Source organism: Arthrobacter sp. H5 (genome assembly GCF_000520595.1).
Taxonomy (GTDB): domain Bacteria; phylum Actinomycetota; class Actinomycetes; order Actinomycetales; family Micrococcaceae; genus Arthrobacter_D.
The window spans coordinates 40,525-65,043 of the sequence record NZ_KI915026.1; the positions used below are offsets into that span (position 1 = coordinate 40,525).

22 protein-coding genes and 2 pseudogenes are annotated in these 24,519 nt (G+C 62.8%); 14 read left to right on the forward strand and 10 right to left on the reverse strand.

Features of this window, described 5'->3' with window-relative positions:
* Together Y708_RS26485 and Y708_RS31285 are read left to right on the forward strand one after the other, a co-directional pair.
* On the forward strand, positions 1 to 1,485 hold a 1,485-nt coding region (locus Y708_RS26485; protein ID WP_035776889.1), incomplete at its 5' end, for an amylosucrase.
* Between the two features lie 49 nt (positions 1,486 to 1,534).
* Positions 1,535 to 1,714 (forward strand): annotated as a pseudogene (locus tag Y708_RS31285) (LLM class flavin-dependent oxidoreductase); the annotation flags it as partial.
* 62 nt (positions 1,715 to 1,776) lie between these two features.
* Here the strand turns inward: Y708_RS31285 and Y708_RS26490 are convergent.
* A pseudogene (locus tag Y708_RS26490) lies at positions 1,777 to 2,878 on the reverse strand (SDR family oxidoreductase).
* 192 nt (positions 2,879 to 3,070) lie between these two features.
* Between Y708_RS26490 and Y708_RS0119245 the strand changes: the two are divergent.
* Complete coding sequence (locus tag Y708_RS0119245; protein WP_051479206.1) at positions 3,071 to 3,748, forward strand: response regulator; 678 nt, start codon at positions 3,071 to 3,073, stop codon at positions 3,746 to 3,748.
* A gap of 29 nt (positions 3,749 to 3,777) precedes the next feature.
* Here the strand turns inward: Y708_RS0119245 and Y708_RS0119250 are convergent, their stop codons facing one another.
* Entirely contained in the window at positions 3,778 to 5,451 is a 1,674-nt protein-coding gene (locus tag Y708_RS0119250) for a GAF domain-containing sensor histidine kinase (RefSeq protein WP_051479193.1), read from the reverse strand.
* Positions 5,452 to 5,585: 134 nt separating this feature from the next.
* On the opposite strand from Y708_RS0119250, the gene Y708_RS28715 reads away from it, so the two are divergent.
* Positions 5,586 to 6,035, forward strand: coding sequence for a pyridoxamine 5'-phosphate oxidase family protein (locus Y708_RS28715; protein ID WP_081747025.1), 450 nt, complete (start codon positions 5,586 to 5,588; stop codon positions 6,033 to 6,035).
* On the opposite strand, the gene Y708_RS0119255 is transcribed toward Y708_RS28715, so the two are convergent.
* From Y708_RS0119255 to Y708_RS26505, 6 genes are all read right to left on the reverse strand, one after another.
* Positions 5,965 to 6,882: a universal stress protein gene (locus tag Y708_RS0119255; protein ID WP_028281174.1), complete on the reverse strand. Its 918-nt coding sequence runs from the start codon at positions 6,880 to 6,882 to the stop codon at positions 5,965 to 5,967. The two genes, Y708_RS28715 and Y708_RS0119255, sit on opposite strands and share 71 nt — an antisense overlap.
* Positions 6,882 to 7,937, reverse strand: coding sequence for an NAD(P)-dependent alcohol dehydrogenase (locus tag Y708_RS0119260; RefSeq protein ID WP_028281175.1), 1,056 nt, complete (start codon positions 7,935 to 7,937; stop codon positions 6,882 to 6,884). The genes Y708_RS0119255 and Y708_RS0119260 overlap by 1 nt, the downstream gene beginning before the upstream one ends.
* Complete coding sequence (locus tag Y708_RS0119265; RefSeq protein WP_028281176.1) at positions 7,934 to 8,392, reverse strand: universal stress protein; 459 nt, start codon at positions 8,390 to 8,392, stop codon at positions 7,934 to 7,936. The genes Y708_RS0119260 and Y708_RS0119265 overlap by 4 nt, the downstream gene beginning before the upstream one ends.
* A gap of 72 nt (positions 8,393 to 8,464) precedes the next feature.
* Positions 8,465 to 8,971 carry a DUF1003 domain-containing protein gene (locus Y708_RS26495; RefSeq protein WP_081747027.1) on the reverse strand — a complete coding sequence of 169 codons (507 nt, stop codon included), beginning with the start codon at positions 8,969 to 8,971 and terminating at the stop codon, positions 8,465 to 8,467.
* The gene (locus Y708_RS26500; protein WP_343212996.1) at positions 8,968 to 11,445 is read right to left on the reverse strand and encodes an HAD-IC family P-type ATPase; all 2,478 of its coding nucleotides are present in this window, start codon (positions 11,443 to 11,445) and stop codon (positions 8,968 to 8,970) included. The genes Y708_RS26495 and Y708_RS26500 overlap by 4 nt, the downstream gene beginning before the upstream one ends.
* A gap of 84 nt (positions 11,446 to 11,529) precedes the next feature.
* Entirely contained in the window at positions 11,530 to 12,123 is a 594-nt protein-coding gene (locus tag Y708_RS26505; protein ID WP_051479194.1) for a DUF3267 domain-containing protein, read from the reverse strand.
* A 112-nt stretch (positions 12,124 to 12,235) separates the two neighbouring features.
* Between Y708_RS26505 and Y708_RS26510 the strand changes: the two genes are divergently transcribed.
* The 5 genes from Y708_RS26510 (at position 12,236) to Y708_RS0119305 (ending at position 16,883) form a co-directional block, all read left to right on the forward strand.
* Complete coding sequence (locus Y708_RS26510; protein WP_035776891.1) at positions 12,236 to 13,261, forward strand: alpha/beta hydrolase; 1,026 nt, start codon at positions 12,236 to 12,238, stop codon at positions 13,259 to 13,261.
* A 95-nt stretch (positions 13,262 to 13,356) separates the two neighbouring features.
* Positions 13,357 to 13,725, forward strand: coding sequence for an ArsR/SmtB family transcription factor (locus Y708_RS0119290; RefSeq protein ID WP_035776926.1), 369 nt, complete (start codon positions 13,357 to 13,359; stop codon positions 13,723 to 13,725).
* Entirely contained in the window at positions 13,722 to 15,410 is a 1,689-nt protein-coding gene (locus Y708_RS26515) for a SulP family inorganic anion transporter (RefSeq protein ID WP_035776892.1), read from the forward strand. Before Y708_RS0119290 ends, Y708_RS26515 begins: the two co-directional genes overlap by 4 nt.
* Before the next feature lie 151 nt (positions 15,411 to 15,561).
* Complete coding sequence (locus Y708_RS26520; protein WP_051479195.1) at positions 15,562 to 16,035, forward strand: universal stress protein; 474 nt, start codon at positions 15,562 to 15,564, stop codon at positions 16,033 to 16,035.
* Positions 16,032 to 16,883, forward strand: coding sequence for a universal stress protein (locus tag Y708_RS0119305; RefSeq protein WP_028281178.1), 852 nt, complete (start codon positions 16,032 to 16,034; stop codon positions 16,881 to 16,883). The genes Y708_RS26520 and Y708_RS0119305 overlap by 4 nt, the downstream gene beginning before the upstream one ends.
* 3 nt (positions 16,884 to 16,886) lie before the next feature.
* Here the strand turns inward: Y708_RS0119305 and Y708_RS0119310 are convergent, their stop codons facing one another.
* Positions 16,887 to 19,253: a phosphoketolase family protein gene (locus Y708_RS0119310; RefSeq protein WP_028281179.1), complete on the reverse strand. Its 2,367-nt coding sequence runs from the start codon at positions 19,251 to 19,253 to the stop codon at positions 16,887 to 16,889.
* 138 nt (positions 19,254 to 19,391) lie between these two features.
* On the opposite strand from Y708_RS0119310, the gene Y708_RS29440 reads away from it, so the two are divergent.
* The 3 genes from Y708_RS29440 to Y708_RS0119325 are packed head-to-tail and all read left to right on the forward strand — an operon-like array spanning position 19,392 to position 20,128.
* Positions 19,392 to 19,556 (forward strand): hypothetical protein, encoded by a 165-nt coding sequence (locus Y708_RS29440; RefSeq protein ID WP_155853954.1) that lies wholly within the window; start codon positions 19,392 to 19,394, stop codon positions 19,554 to 19,556.
* A gap of 46 nt (positions 19,557 to 19,602) precedes the next feature.
* Complete coding sequence (locus tag Y708_RS0119320) at positions 19,603 to 19,788, forward strand: PLDc N-terminal domain-containing protein (RefSeq protein ID WP_253905891.1); 186 nt, start codon at positions 19,603 to 19,605, stop codon at positions 19,786 to 19,788.
* A gap of 46 nt (positions 19,789 to 19,834) precedes the next feature.
* Positions 19,835 to 20,128: a pyridoxamine 5'-phosphate oxidase family protein gene (locus tag Y708_RS0119325; protein WP_028281181.1), complete on the forward strand. Its 294-nt coding sequence runs from the start codon at positions 19,835 to 19,837 to the stop codon at positions 20,126 to 20,128.
* Positions 20,129 to 20,306: 178 nt separating this feature from the next.
* On the opposite strand, the gene Y708_RS0119330 is transcribed toward Y708_RS0119325, so the two are convergent.
* Entirely contained in the window at positions 20,307 to 23,156 is a 2,850-nt protein-coding gene (locus Y708_RS0119330; protein WP_216699845.1) for an FAD-binding and (Fe-S)-binding domain-containing protein, read from the reverse strand.
* A 51-nt stretch (positions 23,157 to 23,207) separates the two neighbouring features.
* Here Y708_RS0119330 and Y708_RS0119335 point away from each other — a divergent pair, with 51 nt between their 5' ends.
* Positions 23,208 to 23,912 carry a GntR family transcriptional regulator gene (locus Y708_RS0119335; RefSeq protein ID WP_028281183.1) on the forward strand — a complete coding sequence of 235 codons (705 nt, stop codon included), beginning with the start codon at positions 23,208 to 23,210 and terminating at the stop codon, positions 23,910 to 23,912.
* A gap of 40 nt (positions 23,913 to 23,952) precedes the next feature.
* A complete protein-coding gene (locus tag Y708_RS0119340) occupies positions 23,953 to 24,459 on the forward strand; it encodes a GNAT family N-acetyltransferase (protein ID WP_028281184.1) in 507 nt (168 codons plus the stop codon).
* Positions 24,460 to 24,519 lie beyond the last annotated feature (60 nt).

The window sequence follows — 24,519 nt, forward strand, 5'->3', positions numbered from 1 at the left end:
GAGCCGCATTCCGACGGCGGGTACGCCGTCTCCAGCTACCGCGAGGTGAACCCTGCGCTCGGCTCGATGGAGCAGTTGCGCGCTCTCGCAGCTGACCTGCGCGCCAATGGCATTTCCCTGGTGGTCGACTTCATCTTCAACCACACCTCGGATGAGCACCAGTGGGCCCGCAAGGCCGCGGCGGGAGACCCCGAATACTCCGACTATTACTGGATCTTCCCCGACCGCACCATGCCGGACGCCTTCGAGCAGCACGTCCGCGAGATTTTCCCCGACGATCATCCTGGGTCATTCGTCCCCACCGCAGACGGGCGGTGGGTGTGGGCCACCTTCCACAGCTTCCAATGGGACCTTAACTACTCCAACCCGGCGGTCTTCCGGGCGATGGCCCGCGAAATGCTTTTCCTCGCCAACCAGGGGATCGATATCCTGCGAATGGACGCCGTCGCGTTCATCTGGAAACAGCTCGGCACCACCAGCGAGAACCTCCCCGAGGCACACACGCTCCTGCAGGCGTTCAACGCGGTCTGCCGACTCGCCGCGCCGTCGCTTCTGTTCAAATCCGAAGCCATTGTGCACCCCGACGAGGTGGCCCGCTACATTGATCCGGGCGAATGCCAGCTCTCCTACAACCCGCTACAGATGGCGTTGATCTGGGACGCGCTGGCAACGCGGGATGCGTCGCTGCTGGCCCAGGCGCTTCAGCGCCGCCACACCATCCCGGCCGGCACCACGTGGGTGAACTATGTGCGCAGCCATGACGACATCGGCTGGACCTTCGCTGACGAGGACGCCACTGAGTTGAGCGTCAACGGCTTCGATCACCGGAAGTTCCTTAACTCGTTCTACGTCAACCGGTTTCCCGGCAGCTTTGCCCGCGGCGTCCCGTTCCAGGACAACCCACGCACCGGCGACTGCCGGATTTCCGGGACTACTGCATCACTCTGCGGGCTGGAACATGATGAGGTCCCCGCCGTCGAGCGCATCCTGTTGGCGCACTCGATCATCTTCAGCACCGGCGGCGTCCCCCTCCTGTACCTGGGTGATGAGGTGGGTCAGCTCAACGACAACCAGTACATGTTTGAGGATGGCCACTCCGCCGACAGCCGCTGGGTGCACCGACCGCGTTTCCCCGCGGACCGATACGCGCAGCGCCACGACGCTTCTACCTCGGCGGGCACCATCTATGCTGGCCTGCGCCGGATGATCCGGGTCCGCGCCGCTTCCCCTGAGCTGGCCGGAACGCGGCTGATCGACTTCGCCACCAGCAACCGCTGCGTGCTGGGATACCAGCGGCCCGGCGCGAATTCAACTATCCTGGTGCTGGCCAACTTCAGCGACATGCCCCAGACGGTGGAATCGCTGACACTGAGCGGGTTTGCGCCCGACGTCGTCAATATCCTGGACGACGCAGCACTACGCCTTGACCGGGGTATCACACTGTCGCCCCGGGACTACGTGTGGCTGAGAGTCCGGCCGCAGTAGGGAATGCGACCAGCCAGCACATAGTTGAGACGGCTACGAAGCGAATAGGTTGATCAGCAGCGGCCGGCTCCAGCTGGGCATCAGTCGCGGATCACCAGAGCCAGCGCTGAACGGTGCTGCAACTTTTGGGTATGTCCCGGCCGACGGCGAAGAGTACGCCGATTTGGCCCGCCGCCACACCGAGGTCTTCCGTTATGGGATCAGCGGTGCCGGCATCGCAGAGGCCGATCGACGGATGGGCACATCCAACCGCACTCTCCGTGCACCTCGAGGACGCCGCCAGCCGCTAGCTCAGGGAATGAGCTTGTCGGTGCGGTAGCGTTCGAAGAGGTCGGTGAAAGCGTCGAGGGTGCGGCGATAGCCGGTGAACCCGGCGACCCGGCTCTTGCTCATATCAGCGACCACCTCAAGGTTCCGGCCAAGGTCGCCGTCGGTGTGCCACCAGGAAGCCACCCGGTCCAGCCGGGGCTCGGCGAGGGCGTGTGCCTCAACAAGCTGCTCCCACCGTGCCTCGGCTCCCGCCATCTGAACCTCAAGCGGACGTGGCTCACCCTTGAATCCCTCAGGGGCAACCCCGAAGTACGCTGCAAGGTGCTGCCACATCCAACGCCAGCGGAAAACGTCCCCGTTGACCACATTGAATGCCTCATTAGCTCCGGCGGGCGACGTCGAAGCCCACACCATATGGTCTGCGAGCAGACCGGCGTCGGTCATATCGGTCAGCGAGTTCCACTGGGTTTCAGACCCGGGGAAGATGAAGGGGGCTCCCGGACTCTTTGCATAGTGCGGCATAGGCAGCAAGGGTCAGTCCCATATTCATTGCGTTCCCCACTGCATGACCGATCACCGTGTGAGCGCGATGCACCGACCAAGTGAAATCCTGCGCCGCGGCTGCGGCCCACAGCTCGTCCTCCTGCGCGTAGTAGAAGTTGTTGACCGGCAGCCGTGGCTCCTCTTCGTGGAACGGTGTGTCAGGCATATCCCCCTCGCCGTAGGCTTCGAAAGGCCCGAGGTAGTGCTTCAGACCGGTCATCAACGCCACGTGGGCAACCGGCTTGCCGGCCAACGCCTCCAGCAAGTTGCGCAGCATGGCGGCGTTCACCCGGATGTTCGCTCGTTCGGTGTCCTGACGCGCCCAGGCGGTGAAGAACACGTGGGTCGGCGTTTCGCTAGCCAGTGCGTCTATCGGAGACTGGGGCGAGGACAGGTCGGCAGGAACGTACCGCACGTTGGTCTTCGGCACCCCTTCGCTGCGTGACATGGCGAGCATCTGCCACCCCTCGCCGGCGAGCTTGTTGACCAGGGCGGACCCCGCGATTCCTGAGGCACCGACTACCAGGGCGGTGCCGCTAGCCTGGACATCGGGGAGCTGGTTTAGTTCGAACTGACTCATGGGTGATCTCCTTGGCCTGGCAACTCGGATGGCAATGGCCATTCCAGTTAAATATTGAACTGTTCTCTGTACGCCAAGCCGGTTGCCAGTCGAATAATTCCACGCCTCAACACATGATCAGGTCCTATGGCACTGCCAGTCCCGTGTGTCATCACAGATGATAGGACAACGAGCGGACAATGAAAGGCGATGATGAGTCAGGAAACGTCACAGCCCGGCGGACCGGTAACAGTCTTCCTGCTGGATGATCACGAGCTGGTCCGGCGTGGACTCCGGGACCTCCTTGAAGGGGAGGGATTCGAGGTGATCGGCGAAACCGGATCAGCTGTAGAAGCCGTCCGTCATATCCCGGCCCTAGCACCGGATGTGACGATCCTGGATGCTCGACTTGCCGATGGGAACGGCATAGAAGTGTGCCGTGACGTGCGCTCGGTGGATCCATCGTTGCAGTGTGTGATCCTGACAAGCTACGACGACGACGACGCCGTCCGGGGTGCTATTCTCGCCGGCGCCGCTGGCTACATCCTGAAGGAAATTGTCGGCTCAGATCTGCTGGACAAAGTGCGCCGGGCTGCCAGGGGCGAATCCCTATTCGATGAAGAGGTCAAGGCACGGGTCGTCGCAGGTTTCACTGCCGTACAGCCCGAGGATCCGCGTCTCATCGGGCTAACAGTCCAGGAGAAAAGGGTCCTTGCTCTGATCGGGGCAGGCATGACCAATCGGGAGATCGGCGTCGAGCTGTTTCTGGCAGAAAAAACCATCAAAAACTATGTGTCATCGGTCTTGGCGAAGTTGGGATTCCAACGCCGTACGCAGGCCGCCGTGTATATCTCCGGCCCACCGAAAGGGCCCAGCTCAGTACCCAGCTAGTCCCTTCGGTGACAATCTGGACACGTGCATCAGCTGAGCGGGAGTGCCACCGCTATCGACGTACCCTGTCCAAGCGGCGAGGCGATCTCGACTGTTCCCCCCAGACCCGCAGCCCGCTGCTGCATGTTTCCTAATCCGCTGCGACGACCACCCTGCGCAAACCCGCCGCCATTGTCTTTGATCCGCAAGTTCAGGCACTGTTTTCCCACGGACAGGGACACCTCGATGGTGGTCGCGTGAGCGTGCTGGAGCGCATTGGAGAGGGCTTCACGGAGGATCGCTTCCACCTGGGTGGCGGTGGCCTCCCGGACCGCTATATCCAGCGGACCTGAAAAGTGAATCACCGGTTCAACCGGTGACCCCTCGAGGGCATGGCGGACCAGCGCGAGAATCCGTGAACTCAGCGCAGCTTCGCCCTTCGTCACCGGTTGCAGTGAGTAGATTGTGTTCCGCAACTCCCCGATCGTGGCATCAAGCTCAGTGGTCACAGATGCGATCCGTGCCAGGGGTTCCTCCCCCACCACATGTTTGCGCAGACTCTGGATACTCAGCCCTGCCGCAAACACGCGCTGGATGACCAGATCATGCAGGTCGCGGGCAATCCGGTCTCGATCCCCGAACACAGCATCCTGTTCGCGTTGGATCTGCATCTGGGTCAGTTCAAGGGCGGACGAGATCTGGGAGGCGAATGCCGCTGCCATTCGTTGATCCACCGGCGAAAACGGCGGATCGTCCCGGGTACGAACGATGATCAGGAACCGGGATTGGTTGCCTCTATCGGTGATTCGTGTGTACATCGCTGCTTCGAATGCTTCGGTCTCTGAACTCGGCAGCACGCTGCCCAGGTGCTGACCCGTGAGCACTGTGGGATCGCCAAAAGGACCCATCCCATCGTGCAGGGCAGAACCGTCACCTACGAGCCTGCCACGAAGCTCGTCGCTGTGCAGTCCGAGCGCCACCTCGCAGTACAGTGATTTGTTGGGGGACAGACGGGTGAGGATCAGCACAAGTGCTGCACCGGACGCTGCCTTCGCGTGTTCTGCTACGAGCTCGACGTCGCTCAGACTCCGGTCCGGTGAACTATTCAATAGCGCCCGAACTGCTTCCTGACCACGCTCTAGCCACTGGGACCGGCGGGTCTCGGCTTCGAAGAGCCGCATGTTCTCGATGGCTACCCCTGCCGCGGCCGCAAGCGCGACAGTAAGTTCCTCGTCGGACTCGCTGAAATCACCGCGGGCGTTTTTTTCGGTGAGGTACAGATTGCCGAAGACTGTGTCGCGCACCCTGATTGGTACGCCAAGAAATGACGTCATCTGTGGATGACCCGCCGGGAAGCCAAACGCTGCCGGGTGTTGGCGTAGGTCCTTGAGGCGAAGCGGCCTTGGCTCCCTGATCAGCAAACCGAGCACCCCGTGCCCTACCGGTAACGCCCCGATCTGAGCGGTCTGGTGCTCATTCAGTCCCACTGTAATGAAGTGGCTCAAGACGCCGTCCGGCCCGATGACGCCAAGAGCGGCGAACTTCGCATCGACCAGCCGGCAGGACGCCGCCACTACCCGCTCAAGGACTGTCTGCAAACCCTGGTTCTCGGCCAGCGCCGCAAATCCGGCCAGAAGGTGGTCTACGCCGCCGTGGACCATCGAGCTTATGGATTCAGTCCCCCCGTCGGGGCCAGCAACCCGGGTGGTTCGTTCGGCGCTCATTGTGCGGCTCCAGTGTGAACCCCGAACCTTCAATCCGTCAACGTGCTGAATGTGAAGGCGCCTGCGTTAACTAACCCGGCGAATAAGGTCTTCCGGCCCTAGCAGAGCGAGGCGTCCAACCATACTGTCGGGCTATGGACTCCGAGACTACACCAACATCCTTTCTGCCGGCCCACACCTGCTGGGAACTCCTGCGGGATTCGGCCTACGGACGCTTAGCCCTGTGCGTCGACGGGCATCCGGAAATTTTCCCGATCAACGCTCAGGTGGACCACGGGACACTGGTCTTCCGAACTGCTGAGGGATCGAAGCAGCGGGAAGCGGAGGGGGCACCGATAGCCTTCGAGGCCGACGGCTTGATGGATGACGGCTCTCAGGCCTGGAGCGTGGTGGTCAAAGGGCACGCATCAACTATTCAACGCACGGCTGAGCTCATGTCAACCATCCACCTTCCGCTCCACCCTTGGGAGCCCGGACGCAAGGACCGATTCATGAGGATTGTTCCTACCAGCATCACTGGCCGAAGCTTCGATGTTGTACCAGCGCCTCCACAGCAGGGGGTCCCGGTAGCGAGCGACGAGTGACCACCATGGTGGGGCACGGCGGAGTCAGCAAAAGCGTATGGGTCACTGAGCCGAGGAGTATTCCGGGCCTCGCCCCGCGACCGTGCCGGCCAATCACTAGCAGACTGGCGCTGGCAGCGTGGAACGCCAGCGATTGATCGGGACTGCGTAGGGTGTCAATCACTCGGGACACCGCCACGTCGGGATAGTCAGCCTGGAGGTCGGCCAGCAAACCGGCAAGCGCCGAGGCCGCTGAGTCCTCACTGGCTGGCTGGTTGCTTGAAGATGTGACAACCGTCAAGGGCAGTTCTGACCTGTCGGCTTCGTCGACAGCCACCCGAAGCGCGCTGAGGGACTCCGCCGAGCCGTCTACCCCCACGACAACGCTTCGGGCGGTGGTGTGGGGACCAGCGCCCGCTTCCCTGGGGATGACGACCACCGGAGAGAAGCTGCCGAGGGCAACCTGCTGGCCAACCGAACCCAGGTACTCACCTGTTTTGTCGTCCACCCGATCAGCACCGACGACAATCAATGCCGCGTCGTCGGAAAAGCCCAACAGTGCGTCGACTACATCGCCGCAGTGAACGTTAGCTGTGACGTGGGTGCCCGGGTGGTCATTACACACTCGCCGGGACTCGTCATCCATAGCTTGCCTGGCCTCAGCGATGAGGCTTCCATACGGCTTCCCTCCTGCAGCCACTGGCGGCATCAGCGACGGATCGGGAAGCGCATGCAGCAGGAGGATGGGTTGGCCGGTGAGTTGGCTGCGCTCTGCAGCCCACCTCAGCAACAAGGGCCCGGTCACGTCATCTCGGAAAGCGACAACGATGGGTCGATCCGGAGTCAACAGAGAGGTCAGGGTTTCCATTACAGTGGCGCCTTGTGGGCATCCGGGACGATGACAGCGCGTCCACGAAGGGTACCGGCACGCAGTCGCTCATATGCCGCGGGCGCCTCAGACAGCGGGAACTCCTCGACTTCAACGTGAATTTTCCCTGAGCGCGCCAACTCCACTACTTCCATCAGCTCTGACCTGGACCCCCAGTAGGGGGCCCGGGCCTCGGCGTCCCACGGCGTGGAAAAGAATCCGACGTCGACAGTGCCGACGCCGACGCCGACGATGGCGATGTCCCCACCAATACCCACTACCCGTGAGGCAAAACTGGTCGTCACTGGGGCACCGACAAAGTCGAAGACGGCGACGGCACCCTTGCCACCGGTCAGGTCACGGATCTGCACTTCGGCGTCCTCCCCGGGAGGCAGCGCATGGTCCGCGCCGACGTCGAGGGCGAGAGCCAATTTTTGCTCTGACGTGTCGACGGCGACGATCGTCGTGGCGCTCAATGCACGGAGAATCTGTACACCGACATGACCGAGACCGCCCACACCGATGACCACCGCCGTCGAGCCCGGTACCAGTTTCGCCAGGCTCTGCTTGATGGCGTGATAGGGGGTCAACCCGGCGTCGGTCAGCGACACACTGGCAACCGGATCGAGGTCACCCAGTGGCACCAGATGACGGGGGTCATCAACAATGAGATACTCCGCCATCGCCCCAGGGGCCCCGAGTCCGGGAGGTTTGATGCCCTGCGTCGCGGCCACCTCACAGTAGTTTTCCTTGCCCTGGGCGCAGGTGTAACAGCGCCCACAACCCCAGGGCCCGTAAACCAGCATCGCGTCGCCAACCTGAAGCCCGGACACCCCCGCACCCCACGACTCGACGGTGCCAGCTCCCTCGTGACCCAGTGTGAGGGGCAGCCCATAGATGTACTGATCCTCGGGGAGATCCATGATGAACTGGTCCGAGTGACACGCTCCGGCCGCTGTGACACGCAGCAGGACCTCACCTGGACCCGACACGGGCACTGGTACGTCTACAAGTTCGGGTGCGGCACCAACAGTGCGGTACTGCAGTGCCCTCACGAATGCTCCTCCGCCGGTTCCCCGGCCGGTCCCTCAACCACAAGGACTGGGCATTTGGCATGCGCTACGCACGCGCCGCTGACTGACCCCATCAGCAGTCCCCGGAAACTCCCGTGTCCCCGTCGTCCCAGCACCAGCATGACCGCTCCCTCAGCGGCCTTGACCAGCCCCTTTGACGGGTGGGAAAAGACCACCAGCTTCTCCAGACCTTCAGGGGGGTCCTCGCCATAGGCCGCCTGCACTGCCGTATCCAGCCGCTTCTGGGTGATCTCGTCGAAGTTGTCGCTCTCGATCGGCACATACCCGGCGTATTCCGGTGGGTAGTCCCAGGTACTGATGGCCTGGATCACCGCTCCGAAGGGCGGTGCGAGCTTCCGGGCGAACCGCAGTGCAGCAATTGATTGTTCGGAACCGTCAACACCCACAACGATCCGGGGCGAGTTGGATTCTTCCATGAGATGCCTCCCGAGTCAGTGCGGCAGGATTGCAGCAGCTACCCCAGTGTCGCCTGCCGGTGTGGTTTGGCGTTAGGGTCTTTGGACCCCTTCCGCGGCGCTTTGGACCCCTTCCGTCGCGGATGCCGTGTCCCGGCGCTCTCGGGTAACCGCTCGGTCAGTGGATTCGTTAGCCTCACTAGTGGCTACGGCCCTGAGCTCCTGGAGAATTTCCAGCTGTTGAGCATTGATGGCCATCAGCATCTCAATCTCTTCCTTCGACTTGAGATTGGTATCAAAGTCGTGCTGGGCCATGGCAGCAGAGATGGCGTCTTGTCTTTTCGCGGCAATGAGGAGAATGGCGCCCTGGAGCCCTGCCAGCATCGAGAGCAGAAGGTTCAGGAGGATGTACGGGTACGGGTCCCAGGCTTCGGCGGCAAGAGCCCAGGTATTGATTCCAGCCCAGATCAGCATGAAACCGATAAAGCCTCCCACGAAGGGCCAGCTTCCCATCCCATTCCGCAGGACATCGGCTGCGCGTTGGCCGGAGGTCAATGAGGCTTTGTGCTTCTCGTGCCAGGTTTTATGGTGAACGCTCATGACACAGACCCATGCTCAAGTGCGTCCGGGTTAAGACGCTGACGGTGGTATCGGAACAGTACTTCCACCGCGACGGCGCCAGCGAGCGCTACCACCGCGGAGGCGGCCAGGTGGTTCCACCCGGGCATTGTGAAGTCAAAGAAATCCCTGAGGGGTGGCACCACCAGCACGAACCCGAGGGCGGCCCACATACCGGCAATGATCAACACCCGCCAGCGGTTCAGCGGGCGGGATAGCACCACCAGTACCCACAGGGCGATGAGGGCCAGGACGAGAGCTGAAGCTGTCCGTCGCTCGGCGATAGTGCTCGATCCCTCCCACAGCGAATAGGTGTTGATGGTGAGCACGGCGAGCGCGATGATGAGCCCGGCGGGCACGGCGAATGACAATGAGCGTTTCAGGAATCCGCTTCGATAACGTCGAGCGTTGGGCATCAGCGCCAGGAAGAATGCGGGTATCCCGATGGTGATGCCATCAGTAGCCGACAACTGGCGCGGCAGGAACGGAAAGTCCCAGAGCAGTGCGCCAAAGGTTATCGAAATGATCACCGCGTAGGCGGTTTTGGCCAGAAACAGCATGGAAACCCGCTCGATATTGGCGATCACCCGACGCCCCTCGGCCACGACGCCCGGAAGCCTGTCGAATCGCCCATCGAGCAGCACGAGCCTGGATACCGCCTTTGTCGCTGCCGCTGCCGAGTCCATGGCAATCCCGATATCCGCCTCCTTAAGCGCCAAAGCATCGTTAACTCCGTCACCGGTCATGGCCACCACATGCCCTCGTCGTTGCAGCGCCCGGACCATATCCTTCTTCTGGGCCGGTGTAACCCGACCAAATACCGTATGGCGGTCCATCACTTCAGCCATCTCTTCTTGATCGTCGGGGAGCTGGCGGGCATCGAACCCGCCATCGGTTGTCACACCGACCTTCCTGGCTACTGCTGCAACGGTCCGCGGATCGTCCCCGGAGATAATCTTCACCTCCACGCCCTGTTCCTTGAAGTAGGACAGGGTCTGCGCTGCGTCGGGGCGTACCTTTTCCTGAAAAGTGAGCAGAACCGCTGGAGCGTGATCAGTCGGAAGCTCCACTTCGACGTCGTCCCTGATGAGCAATGCGCCGGGGGCGTGTGCCAGAACCAGCGTGCGTAACCCAGAGGCGGCAAGAACGGCAGCCGTCTCAAGTGCCCGGCCGGCGTCGGGTTGCTTTGGGTCAAGTACCATCTCGGGGGCACCCAGTAGCCACGTCCCGGCAGCCGGCGTGCCGTCAGAGAAGCTCACAGCGCTCCACTTCCTGGCGGAGGAAAACGGGACTGAGGAGAGCGGTCGAAGCGAACCTTCGTCGCGGAAGTCCGCGGATAGGCAGCGCGCCGTGGCGTTGGCGTTCGGGTCAGCGCCAAACCAGCCGAGAGCCTGCTTCCATCCGGCCGGCGGGGTGTTGCCCGTGTCATGGACCGCGTCGAACACGATCTTGCCTACGGTCAGTGTTCCGGTCTTGTCCAGGCACAGCATGTCCACCCGGGCGAGCCCCTCCACCGCGGCAAGCTCCTGGATGAGCACTTTTTGGCGTGCCAGCCGGACGGCGCCGACAGCAAAGGCAACACTCGTCATCAGCACCAGGCCCAACGGAATCATGGCGATGACGCTCGCGACGGCGCCCACTGCTCCGATTCGCCAGGTTCCTGTTGTGATGGCAACCTGCCACCCTCCCTGGCTTTGCATCTGTCCATTGATGACAATGGCCATCACGGGCAGCAGTGCCAGGGTAATCCACCGCAGCACCTGATTGAGACCCTGACGAATCTCAGAATGGACCAGTGAGAAGCGTTTGGCTTCCGCCGTCAGTTTGCTTGCGAAAGACTCAGCACCGACCCGGGTGACTACCGCCCTGCCTTGTCCGCTAACCACGCTGGAACCGGACAACACTTCGGCGCCGACGTCCTTCCCGACAGGTTCCGATTCCCCGGTGAGTAACGATTCATCGACTTCTAGGCCACTTGCCTGCACCACCACCGCATCGGCCGTGACTTGATCTCCAGCGCGAAGCACCAACACATCATCTTTGACGACTTCCTGAACATCAACATCCTGAACAACCCCGTCCCGGAGCACCCGGGATCGCGGAGCATTGAGGACAGCGAGGCGGTCAAGGGATTTCTTGGCCCTGTACTCCTGCACCACCCCGATTAGCGCGTTCCCGACGGCGGCGAAGCCGAAGAGCGCATCCCGCCATTGACCGAGGATAAGAAGCAGCACGAAGCTTCCGGCGACGATGGCGTTGAACAGGGTGAAAACGTTGGCCCTGAAGATCTCCCACAGGCTGCGGCTGGATTGATCGGGAGCATCGTTGGTCAAGCCGCCTTTGACGCGCACTGCAACGTCGGCGGCGGATAGCCCGATCCGGTCGGGTCCATCAGCGGCGCGGATAGTCGTCTGCCCCAGCTCTCCTATCCCGCTCCCCGGGATGCGGGACGTCAATCGAGGCAGAGCTGCAGGTAGAAACGGTTGTGCGCGGTCGATGGGAGCGGCCTCGCAGCGAGCGACGCGCTATCCCCACTGGCATCATCTCGCAGCACGGGAAATCTTCGGCACGAACACATGAATTTGATTCCCATCATCCTTAACCAACGCATCCTGTGGCTGCCGGAGCAGGACGGCCACCTCGACGTAGTCGCCGGCCGAACCAGCAAAGTTCAGAGTCAGGAGAATGTAGGCGCTCAACAGATAGTCCTGCGGAACTGTGAGCTGCGCTGCGATGAGCACTATTCCCCAGATAATGGCTGGCGCGACGGCGACAGCCACTGCATTCTGGCGAGTGAGATAAGCGCGGTTGCCGGTGGTCAGAAACGGAAATCGAAAGGCGTAGGTGGGCTTCACTTTCGTCACCGCTTGCAGGACGACGCCGTGCGTTGCTTCGTGAATCGCCATGTAGGCGAGGCAAGCACCCAGCGTGATTGGGATAGTGAAGGCGGGAGTCCAGGTCGTTCCCAGAGGCAGTTCCAGGAGGAAAGCGGCTGCCACGGCGCCCAGAACAACCAGCATAAAAACCAGTTGGATGGTGGTGGCGAACTTTCGGTCCTTCTTGAAATCGACGCTACGATGCGTCCGATAGCTGGACGGCAATGAAGTAGTGTCTCGCAGCGGTGCAGACGTCATGGAGTTGCCTTCCCAGTGAGCGCGACAGTATTGCAGCAGCCATCCCAGTCTTACCCGCGGTGCACCCAGGCGTAAGGGTCTTTGGTCCCGCACCACGATAGGGTGTGCCGTGATGGACGAACACTGGACGCCTGATGGTTTGGGCAAGGACTTTGAGCAGCTGACTCTTCCCCTTACTGATGCCGGGCCAGCTACCCTAGTGCGGTACCGGCCGAAAACAGAGCCCGTCCGGGACATGGCCGCGGACGGTGCAGACGTCCTGTACGTCCATGGCTGGTCGGACTACTTTTTTCAGGCCAAGCTTGCCCGATTCTGGCACCGCCACGGCGCGCGGTTCTACGCCGTCGACCTGCACTGCTACGGCCGAAGCCTGCGCACCGACCAATCCCCCGGTTTGGTGGGTGACCTTGCGGAGTACGACGACGACATCATGGCGGCGCTCGGCGTAATTGATGCCGAGTCGGGGACAGGCCCGGGCTCCGGCCCTCAACGCGGAACTGACCGCCCATTGATCCTGATGGGACATTCTGCGGGCGGCCTCACCCTGAGCTGGTGGGCCCACAGACACCCGGGAGTCGCGTCGGCACTCGTGTTGAACAGTCCCTGGCTGGAATTCCAAGGTGCTGAGCTCGGGCGCCGGGCCATCGCGCCGCTTGTTCAATTACGTGCACGGTTCAATCCGTTGGCACCGCTGCCAGTCATCGACCCAGGCATCTATTCGCGCGCTGTATCTGCTTCCTTCGAGGGAGCCTGGACCTACAACGCCCGATGGCGCCCGGCGCGCGGTTTTCCCGTCACCCCCGCATTCCTCAACGCAATCTTCCAGACACAAGCGGCGGTTGCTGACGGTTTGGACATCGATTGCCCGGTGCTGGTGATGCTATCGGACAAAGATTACCTGGAACCCCGGTGGTCCGAGTCGGCTACCCGGGCCGACGTGGCTTTGAACGTCCACGCCGTAGCGCACCGGGCGTTGTCCCTCGGAGAAACCGTGACGATCGTGCGGATCAAGCACGCGATGCACGACATTTTCCTGTCCGAAGATTCGGCGCGGAAGGATGCCTACGCTCAGATTGAACGATGGCTCAATGGCTACGGTGGACGACCAGTTCAGCCGGCCGGCGCCGTGAACTCCTAGGGCTTTCGTCTCAAGATTGATCTGGATGATAGAATGATCAAATAGTCAATCAGTGGAGTGAAATGCCAATGGACGTGCACCCCGAGACTTACAAGATGGCCGATTTTCGTGCGCCGCTTTATGAGGTGAAGGCGAATCTCTTCAAGGGGCTCGCCCACCCGGTGCGTATCCGCGTGCTGGAGTTACTCTCTGCCGCACCCGAAGTGTCGGTGTCTGATCTCTTGTCAGCTACCGGATTGGAAGCCTCGCATCTGTCACAGCACCTGTCAGTGCTGCGCCGCTATCATCTGGTGAAATCGGAGCGGCGGGGTCTCCAACAGTTCTACATGCTTGCCAATCCTCTGGTTGCCGAACTGCTGGCGGTTGCCCGGGGGCTCCTCGAGGGCGTTCTCCATGCCACGAAGGAAGACCTTGAGTATTCGGCGTCAGCCGGCCACTCGGCCGCTGGCGACGGCTCCAAGTGAGAGTCCTCTCCACCCTACGGACCCTGCTACCCACCGTCCGGGACTATTCCCAGGTACCGCGCTCCTGGAGGGGCGACCTCATTGCAGGCCTCACCGTCGGAATCGTCGCATTGCCGCTGGCCCTGGCATTCGGCGTCAGCTCGGGGGCAGGAGCGGCGAGTGGTCTCATCACCGCAGTCGTCGCGGGGCTGGTCGCGGCGGTCTTCGGTGGCTCCCACGTTCAGGTTTCAGGGCCTACCGGCGCGATGGTCGTGGTATTGGGGCCGGTCATAGCGGCGCATGGAATTGAAGCACTGGCCCTCGTCACTGTTATGGCTGGTCTGATGGTGATCGCTGCTGGCGTGCTGAAGCTCGGGCAGGTCGTGTCCTTCTTGCCATGGCCCGTCATCGAGGGATTCACCCTGGGAATCGCCGTCATCATCTTCCTTCAGCAGGTGCCAGCCGCCATTGGCGAGGATGCTGGCCCCAGCAGCAACTCAGCGATCTCCGCTCTCCAGGCCATCGGTGCTTCCTCCCCCGCAGAATCCATGGCGGCGGTTGGCCTGGTCGCCCTTGTGGCCCTCATCATGATTGTTGCCCCACGAATCCATTCCAGGATTCCCGGCTCGATCGTCGGAATCGTCGTCGCCAGCGTGTTGGCTCAGGTGCTGGCTATGCCCGTCGTCAGAATCGGAGCACTGCCCGATTCCCTACCCGCCCCAGCAGCGCCGGGCTGGGATTGGGGATTGATCGTGGTGCTGGCCGCTCCGGCCGCAACCATCGCCATCCTGGCCGCGATCGAGTCACTGCTCTCCGCACGTGTGGCCGCCTCGATCTCCGATACTGGGTCCTACGATGCAGACAGGGAACTCTTTGGCCAGGGTCTTGCCTCAGTTGCCTCAGGATTCTTCGGCGGCATGCCCGCCACAGGCGCAATCGCCCGAACAGCCGTGAACATCCGATCAGGAGGGTGTACCAGGCTCGCGGCAATCACTCACGCTCTGGTCCTCCTCTTCGTGGTCTATCTGGCCACCGGCCCTGTCTCAGGAATCCCGCTGGCCGCGTTAGCTGGTGTCCTGATGGTTACCGCCGTGCGGATGGTCTCCTTTTCCACCCTGCGCAGCGTGGTCGGTTCAACCCGCGGCGATACCGTAGTGCTCATCGTGACAGCAGTTGTCACCGTCTCATTCGACCTTATCCAGGCGGTGGGCATCGGGGTGTTGGTGGCAGCCTTCTTCGCGCTACGGTCGCTGGTAAAGTCCGGCGGGGTCCACCGCGAAGAAATCTCCGGCCCGGCCCAGGATGGCGACTCGCGGATTGCCATCTACCGGATCGAGGGTGCACTTTTCTTCGCCGCCGCGGAACGGGTGCTGGAGCGGGTCAGCGACATCCGCAATGTTGAGGTGGTAATCATCAGAATGTCCCAGCTCCAGTCGCTGGACGCGACAGGGGCACGCGTCATCGCTGACCTGGTGAACACCCTTGAGCGCCGCGGAATCACAGTGCTGGTCAAGGGAGTCCAGGACCGTCACCTTCGTCTGATCACCAAAGTTGGGGTACTCCAATCCCTGCGTCACCAAAAGCATCTCTTTACCGCTCTGGACGCCGCCGTCGAACATGCCCGAAGCCACGTCGTCCGAAACCGGGCCGCCCAACCCCTCCCAGAATCCGGACAGTATCCGGCTGCTTCACCGGAGATTGGGTGAAACAGGAAGGGGAATGGCCCAGGTTTGACCGCCGCCGGGGCGATACGGGACCAAAGCCCCTGTGAGCTTCCAACCGATCAATGGATGCTGGGTACCAAGGACCTGTGCGCAACTGCGCGCCAAGCCCCGCTCACAACGGACGGACAACTCAATGAATGACCACCCCAGCCCGGAAAAATTCATTGTCGTTGGAGTGGACGGTTCGCCGTCCTCGATCCTCGCGTTGCAGTGGGCCGCACGTCTCGTTCCCACTGTCGGCACTACCATCAGAGCCGTGGCAGCGTGGCAGGTCCCGTACACCTATTACGAGTTCCCGATTTCCGGCTGGGATCCGAAAAGTGTTGCCGAGACCATACTGTCGGAGTCACTTTCAAAGGCTTTCGTCGGCTATCCGCCCGCAACAGTCAGTGCCTTGACCCGTCAGGGGTCGCCGGCACGAGTGCTCCTGGACGAGAGTCAGGGCGCGCAGATGCTTATCGTCGGAAGCCGAGGACATGGCGGGTTCGCCGCACTGCTGCTCGGGTCTGTCAGCTCCGCTGTCGCCGAACATGCACAGTGTCCGGTGCTGATCGCCCACGGCGCGACGACCGATGAATCAGCAGCTGGAAAGCCCGGCACCTCATGAAGGAGAGCATCGTCGTCGGATATGACGGCTCGGATCAGTCACGGCTAGCTCTGCGCTGGGCGGCAGCACAGGCGGTGCTGGAGGAGCGCACGCTGCATGTAGTGCTTGGGTGGATCTGGCCCCTGCTTACCCATGATCTCGGGCCAGTAGAGGGCATCGCGGACAGCGGAATCAAGCATGCTGCCGAGGCTGTCCTTTCCGAAGGTGAAATTGAAGCGAATCGATTGGCTCCCGGGCTCGACGTGAAGACAAGCCTCATCTCTGGGGTCCCGTCGGAAGTCCTCGCCCGGACGTCACAGGATGCCCATCTGGTGACTGTCGGCAGCCGCGGACTGGGCGGATTCCTGGGTCTTCTCGTTGGTTCGGTCAGCCTGAAACTGGCAACTACCGCTCACTGTCCTGTGGCGGTCGTTCGCGCTAAGGAGGCCTCGACTGGGCCTGTGCTGATCGGGGTCGACGGGTCGCCAAAGAGTGAGACTGCACTGGACGATGCGATCGCGCTGGCGGCACTATGGCGGGCGCCACTGAAGATCATGCACGTGCGGGATGATGTCCGCCTGTTTGGGCGCAATCACTCGTACCCGGGCTCGGACGTGTTAGCCATGCAGATTCTCTCCGCTGCTGTCCTCCGGGCACGGGCCGCAGTGCCGGACCTCGAGATCGAACCGGCCCTGGTAACCGGCCACTCGGTACCTGGCACCATTCTCAACGCCGCCGCATCGGCGCGGATTGTGGTGGTCGGCGAAACCGGACAGGGGAAGTTCATTGGCGCTGTTGGCTCCACGGCGCAGGCCATTCTCCACCACGCCAAAGGAAACATTCTGATCTCCCGGCATCCCGGGAACTAGCAGTCAGGGCCTGGGCGTCCATTCCCAATCCCGAATCTCGGGCATATCCTCACCCTCGGTTCGGATGTACTGCCGATGCTCGATCAGTTTGTTCTTCAACTCCTCACGGAAGTGGGAGGAGATGTCCTTCAGGCGAGGGACCCTGTCAATCACGTCGATAGCCAGGTTGAAACGGTCGATTTGGTTCATCGCGCACATGTCGAACGGCGTCGTGGTGGTGCCTTCTTCCCTGTATCCGCGCACGTGGAAGTTGTCGTGATTCGTCTGACGGTAGGTCAACCGGTGGATGAGCCACGGATACCCGTGGTAGGCGAAGATCACTGGCTTGTCCGAGGTGAACAGCGAGTCGAACTCCGGTCCGGACAGACCGTGGGGGTGTGCAGTCTGGTCTTGCAGCCGCATCAGATCCACCACATTGACCACCCGGATCCGGAGGTCCGAGAAGTGGGTCTGTAGGATCTCGACCGCGGCCAGCGTTTCCATCGTCGGGACATCGCCGGCGCAGCCCATGACGACGTCGGGCTCCTCCTCTGCATCAGAGCTGGCCCAGTCCCAGATGCCAATTCCTTTGGTGCAGTGCTGGATTGCTGACTCCATATCGAGGTACTGCAGCTGAGGCTGCTTACCTGCAACGATGATGTTCACGTACTGGCGGCTGCGCAGGCAGTGGTCGGCCACCGACAGGAGCGTGTTCGCGTCGGGCGGGAGATACACGCGGACAACATCAGCTTTCTTATTGACCGCGTGGTCGATAAACCCTGGATCCTGGTGCGAGAACCCATTGTGGCCCTGTCTCCACACATGGGAGGTCAGCAGGTAGTTCAGGGAGGCCACGGGGCGGCGCCACGGAATGCTGTTAGTGGTGCTCAACCATTTGGCGTGCTGGTTGAACATCGAATCGACGACGTGGATGAACGCCTCGTAGCACGAGAAGAACCCGTGTCGACCGGAGAGTAGGTAGCCTTCGAGCCACCCCTGACACGTGTGCTCGGACAGGATCTCCATTACCCTTCCGTCGCGGGCCAGATGATCGTCTCCGGGAACGGTTTCGGCGTTCCATGCTCGGCCCGTAGCCTCGAGGATCGCACCTAATCGGTTGGAATTGTTCTCGTCTGGGGCAAAGACCCGGAAAGATTCCATGTTTGCGCTCATCACGTCCCGAAGCAGGGTACCGAGCACCGTCGTCGCCTCGACCGCGCCCGTCCCTGGACTGGTGATCTGGACGGCGTAGCCCCGGAAATCCGGGATGTGCAGGTCCTGAAGCAGGATCCCTCCATTAGCGTGGGGGTTGGCGCTCATCCGTCGGGGACCGTCCGGGTGCAATCCGCGGATACTCGCGACCGGCGTACCGTCGTCGTTGAACAGCTCCTCCGGACGGTAACTGCGCATCCACTTTTCGAGGATCACCCGGTGCTCGGTGTTCTCCCGCGCTTCGCTGAAGGGCACCTGATGCGCACGCCAGGTCCCTTCCACCTTGACCCCATCAACTTCAACGGGGCCGGTCCACCCCTTGGGCGACCGGAGCACGATCATGGGCCATCGGGGGCGTTCAGCCTGGCCCTCGACGCGCGCCCGATACTGAATGTCCCGGATCTCGTCGAGGCAGGCATCGAGTACGCGGGCGAAGTCCTGGTGCATCTGATCCGGATCCGAGCCTTCAACATAGTGCGGGGCATGGCCGTATCCGCGCAGCAGATCGTCCAGCTCCTCGTGACTGATTCGTGCCAGGATGGTCGGATTGGCGATCTTGTAACCGTTGAGGTGAAGGATCGGCAGGACGGCACCATCTCTGCGGGGGTCAACGAACTTGTTGGAATGCCAGCTTGCCGCGAGAGGTCCGGTCTCGGCCTCTCCATCGCCAATCACTGCTGCAACGGTGAGCTCAGGGTTGTCGAAAGCTGCGCCGTACGCATGGGACAGGGCGTAGCCAAGTTCCCCTCCTTCGTGGATGGAACCAGGGGTTTCTGGAGCCACGTGGCTAGGGATGCCCCCCGGGAATGAGAACTGGTGGAACAGGCGACGCATACCGGTCACATCCAGGGAAACCTCCGGGTAGGTTTCACTGTAAGTGCCTTCGAGCCACGCTGCCGCGACTGGAGACGGCCCACCATGCCCCGGACCCATGATGTAAATCATGTCCAGATCACGCGCCATGATGGCCCTGTTCAAGTGTGCGTAGATGAAGTTCAGCCCAGGGGTGGTCCCCCAGTGTCCCAGCAACCGGGGCTTGATATGTTCAGGCCTCAACGGTTCCCGAAGGAGGGGGTTATCCATCAGGTAGATCTGCCCGACTGAGAGATAATTGGCCGCCCGCCACCAGGCATGGATGGTGGAGAGTTGGGCAGAACTAAGGACCGGCTGCAAGCTCATGATCTCCACCCTGTTGCCTCGGGGCAGGGCGCTCCAGTGCTATAAGGCCCCAATCTGCCCAGTGGTCCGGAACCAGGAGGGTCAGTTTGCGGACTAAAGGCCCTACCAGCGCCGAATCAGCGAAGCTACGGTGGGGAAATGGAAACGCAACTCATTGATCCTGACCAGTATGTTGCGCTGGGGGTGGTGGCCGGTGGAGGCCTCGCCCTGGCCGCCGGCTTTGGTGCGCTGGGCGTAACGGTTGCCGCGGGCCTCGGCCTCGTCGCCGGCGCAGTAGTTCGGCTGGTTCAGGCGGGGCGGTGATCCCCTGATGAAAAGGTCAAGACTCAGGAGGTGGAAGGACCTGACGGTGAAGCAGCAGACTGCTGTGCTGGCGTTGGCGTCCGTGCAGTTATCCCTCGCAGCCACGGCATGGACCGATCTGGCCAACCGGCCGGAGGCACAGGTCAACGGGCGCAAGAGCCTGTGGGCGGTTGCCATAGCCGTCAACTTTCTTGGACCAATCCTGTACTTCCTCCGAGGAATCCGCCGCTAGGGGCCTGGTAGCGCATCCAATCACTCACTAGAGAGAACAGGCACTAATGACTACACCGCTTGATCAGGATGAATTCTGGGATTCGCCGGGGCTGTTGCGCGCGTCCCAGCCCCTCAGCACCGACGAGTGCTGGGCACTGCTGGCAGGTCAGACAACCGGTCGCATCGGCTTCCTGCATGAGGGACTGGTCACCATCTTCCCGCTGAACTACATCGTGCACGACCGCGGCGTATATTTCCGCACCTCGGAGGAGGGCGTGATTGCCCGCGGCCAGCTGGAGCGGCCGCGTTCCAGCTGGACCACCTGGACACGGGAACGCGCAGCGGGTGGACCATCCTGATCAACGGCGCGATCGAACGCATCACCGATCCAGAACTTCTCACGACCCTCTGGGGCAGCCGCGCCGACGAACCCTGGGCTCCCGGACAGCGCAACGTGTTCTTCGGGATCAAACCCACCAGGATAAGCGGCCGACGGCTCGATTCCGTCCACTGAGTTAGGCTGGCGTCCACTGTCATCTACAGTCGGTTCGCCTGATCCAACAGTTGCGCCAGGTGGATACCCTTGCGGTCGCTCAGGTCCTCAAGTTGGGTGCGGCAGGAGTAACCGTCAGCCAGTACGACGGCGTCGGCCTCCGCCGCGCGTACCGCCGGCAGGAGCTGCTGCTCGGCCACCGCCACGGATATCTCGTAGTGCCCGCGTTCCACGCCGAAGTTACCCGCCAGACCGCAGCAGCCGCCCAGCTTCTGCAGGGTGGCGCCGGCACCTTCGAGCAGTGCCGCGTCCGGGCTCCAGCCCATCACCGCGTGATGGTGGCAGTGCGGCTGCGCGACGACGGTTGTCCCCTCAAGCGACGGTGGTGTGTAGCCGGGTGCCTTTGCGAGGAACTCCGCCAGAGTGTGCGTGGCACCGGCAACGGCGCCAGCGGCGTTGGGGCCCAAGAGCTCGACGGCGTCCGAACGGAGCACGCCCGTACAGGACGGTTCAAGCCCCACGATCGGGATGCCTTCCTCCACCGACTTGCCCAGTACATCGATCGTGGACCGCAGGATCTTCCGGGCAGAATCGAGCTGCCCGGTTGAAATCCACGTGAGTCCACAGCACACGGGCCCGCCCGGTATCCGGACCTCGTATCCGGCTGATTCCAACACCCGGACGGCGGCTTTACCCACCTCGGGCGAGAAGCTGTTCGTGAAAGAATCCGCCCACAGCAGTACCGGCGGGCGGGTTTCCGATACGGCAACGGGACGTGCCTTGAACCACGCCTGGAACGTCTGCGGAGCGAAGGCTGGAATGGTTCGGCGCTGGTCCACGCCGGCCAGGCGTAGCCCGAGCCTGCCCAGGCCCGGCAGTCCCATGAGAAAGTTCACCAGGCGCGGCGCGAAAGCCGCCAGCCGTGCCCACCGCGGCAACCACCCCAGCGAGTAGTGCGACGCAGGCCGCAAACGACCCTTGTAGCTCTGGTGCAGCACCTCAGCCTTGTAGGCAGCCATGTCGATCCCGGTCGGGCAATCAGAGGCGCAGCCCTTGCAGGACAAGCAGAGGTCCAGTGCATCGTGCACTTCCGGCGCCCGCCAGTTCGGTTTGCCACCCTTGACTCCCCCGGTGACGCTGCCGTTGATCATCTCCTGCAGCACCCGCGCCCGCCCGCGGGTGGAGTCCTTTTCCTCCCGCGTCGCAATATAGGACGGGCACATCACGGTCTGGTTATCGTTATGCGCGGCGCGGCACTGGCCCACCCCGGTGCAGCGGTGGAGTGCCTGGCTGAAGTCGCCGTCGTCGTGCACGTAACCAAATCCCAGGCCCGAGCGCAGCGGGCCTGCCTCCGCAACCCGGACGTTCGCATCCAGCGGTTCCGGGTCCACCAGCACGCCGGGGTTCAGAATGTTGTCCGGGTCCAGGATGCCCTTGACTTTGCCGAACAGAGAGATCGCCGCCGGCGTGTATATGAACGGCAGCAGTTCGCTGCGGGCGCGGCCGTCACCGTGCTCGCCGGACAGCGAACCGCCGTAGCGGGCCACGAGCTTTGCAGCATCCGTGAGGAACGCACGAAAGGCGGCCGTACCGTCGTCGTTCTGGAAAGGGAAGTCGAGGCGGACGTGCACGCAGCCGTCGCCGAAATGCCCAAATGGAAAGCCGGTGAGGTTGTGGGCAAGCAGGAGGTCATCGAAGTCACGGAGGTAGTCGCCCAGTGTTTCCGGCGGGACCGCGGCGTCCTCCCACCCGGCATGCGCGGGTGCCCCCGCCGGCGACCTGCCCGCCAGTCCTCCGCCGTCCTCGCGGATCCGCCACAGCGCGGCTGCCTGGCGTGGATGCTCGATGATGCGCGAGTGCTTTGCTGCGTCGATGCGGCTGACACAGGCAGCGCGGTCCGCGACCTCGAGGGCGTCATCCCCGGAGATCTCTACGAAAAGCCAAGCGGCCCCGCTGGGCAGCTCGGGCACGGCCTGGGGTCCCTTGCGGGCGCGCACTACCTCCACGATCCGCGAATCCAGGCCTTCGCACGCGGTTGGTGTGAACGGCAGCACGGAGGTTACGGCGTCGCCAGCGGCACCGATGTTTTCGAAGCCGAGCACCACCATGGTCTTATACGGCAGGTCGGTAACCAGCCGGACTCCCGCTTCGAGCACGACGGCGAGCGTTCCTTCGCTGCCAACAAGCATCCGGCGCAGGTCGAACCCGCGTTCGGGCAGCAAGTGCTCCAGCGAGTAGCCGGAGACCTGGCGGCCAAACCGGCCCAGTTCCGTCCGGATGGTGCCGAGTTCGGCGCTCACCAGCGAGTGCAGGGCGTCGGTTTCCGACGACGACGGCGTGCCCTCCGACCCGAGGTGCAGCCGCGTACCTGAACCGGTGACGATGTCGAGATGGGTCACGTTGTCCGCGGTGCGTCCGTAGGCCAGGGCGCGCGAGCCGCACGCGTTGTTGCCGATCATTCCGCCCACCGTGCAGCGGGTATGGGTGGAGGGATCGGGACCAAACCGCAGTCCGTTGGCCAAGGCGATCTTCTGCAGGGTGGCGTGGACGGCGCCAGGTTCGACGACGGCGGTGCGGCCTTCGGCGTCGAACTCCAGCACCTTGTTCAGGTGGCGGCTGAAATCGATCACCACCCCGCGGCCAATGGCGTTGCCGGCAATGGAGGTGCCCGCACCGCGCGAGGTGAAGGGGACACCGCGCTCCCGGCAGACCTCCAGGGTGGTCAACACCTCATCCAGGTGCCGGGGAAAGACGACGGCGGCGGGCTGAATCCGGTAGAGCGAGGCGTCGCTGGAGTAAGCGGCACGGGAGGTTGCGTCGGCGCGGGCATCGCTCACACCGCGGGACTGCAGTTCGGAAACCAGGGACCGCGGTGATGCAAGCGTCGTCGACATAAGTAACATGTTACTCCTGATTCATGTTCTGCCAAGCGCTAGTCTGGTCTCATGTCATCCGTTGTCCACCCGGGGCGTCCACCCTCGCTAACCGAACGCACCATCGAGGCGGTCCGGGACGGCGTCCGAAACGGCACCTTCGTGCCGGGCGAACTGTATTCGGTGTACCGGCTGGCCGATGAGCTTGGCGTTTCGCGCAGCCCTGTCCGGGAGGCTCTGCTGCGGCTGGCCGAGACCGGCATGCTGGCGATCGAGCGGAATCGTGGCTTCCGTGTGGTGCTTCCCGGGGCGCGGGAGCTGGCCGAGATCATGGCCGTACGGATTGCTTTGGAGGTTCCGGCGGCTTCCCGGGCTGCCCGGCTGGCGAAACCCTCGGATCATGATTCACTGCGGGTGGAGCGTGAGGCGATGCAGCAGGCGGTCGTCGCCGGGGATGAGGGAGCTTTTCTGCTGCACGATCAACGGCTCCATGGCCTACTGCTCGATCTCGCCGGCAACGCCCACGTCACTCGGATCATCGAGAACCTGCGCGACGCAACCCGGCTGGTGGGCCTTTCCACCATGAAGAATTCCCGCTCACTCGATGAGGTGTACCGGGAGCACCTGCCGATAGTTTCCGCCGTCGAACGTGGCGATGGTCGCGCCGCCGGTGAGGCGATGCGCCGACACCTTGAGTCGACCGGCCGCCTGCTTTTGCGGGAAGCGGCAGGCGAGAACGACGACGTCAACGCCCTGTGGGCGGAGCTGATCAGGTAGGCCCATCGAAGCGACACGTTCGGATCGATACAGTTGCGGTATGCCCGAACTGATCCCACCTGCCGAACGGCTGCACGCCGTCTGGCGCGATGCCCACGCCGAGTGGGGTCCAGGTCTCCATGAAGACGGCTTCGGACTGCTGCCAACTGACGAGGTCCACTCCCCAGCCGGCTTTGCGGCCTGGTTGGGGCGGCTGACCGAGGAACCGGTGCGCTGCACATACCGCTGGATCCTCGAAGACGGCCAGGTACTTGGCGGAATCGCTTTGCGACACGAGTCCAATATCGACGTGCAGCGGGCCGGGCACGTTGGCTACGGCATCCGGCCGTCGGCGCGTGGTCGCGGACTTGCCACGTGGGCGCTGGGCCGGATGGTCGAGGAGCCCCGCACGCTCGGCATGGACGGGCTGCTGGTTGTCTGCGAGGCGGACAACGTTTGGTCGGCCAGGACGATTGAGCGCCAGGGCGGCGTACTGGAGGATGTGTACGACACCGGACACAGCGCCGTCCGGCGTTACCGGATCACGATCGGGGAGCCAAACACGTGATTCCATCGGAATCATGCATCCGAGGCCAGTTGAGTTGGTCTCGGATGGAGAGGGAGTTTC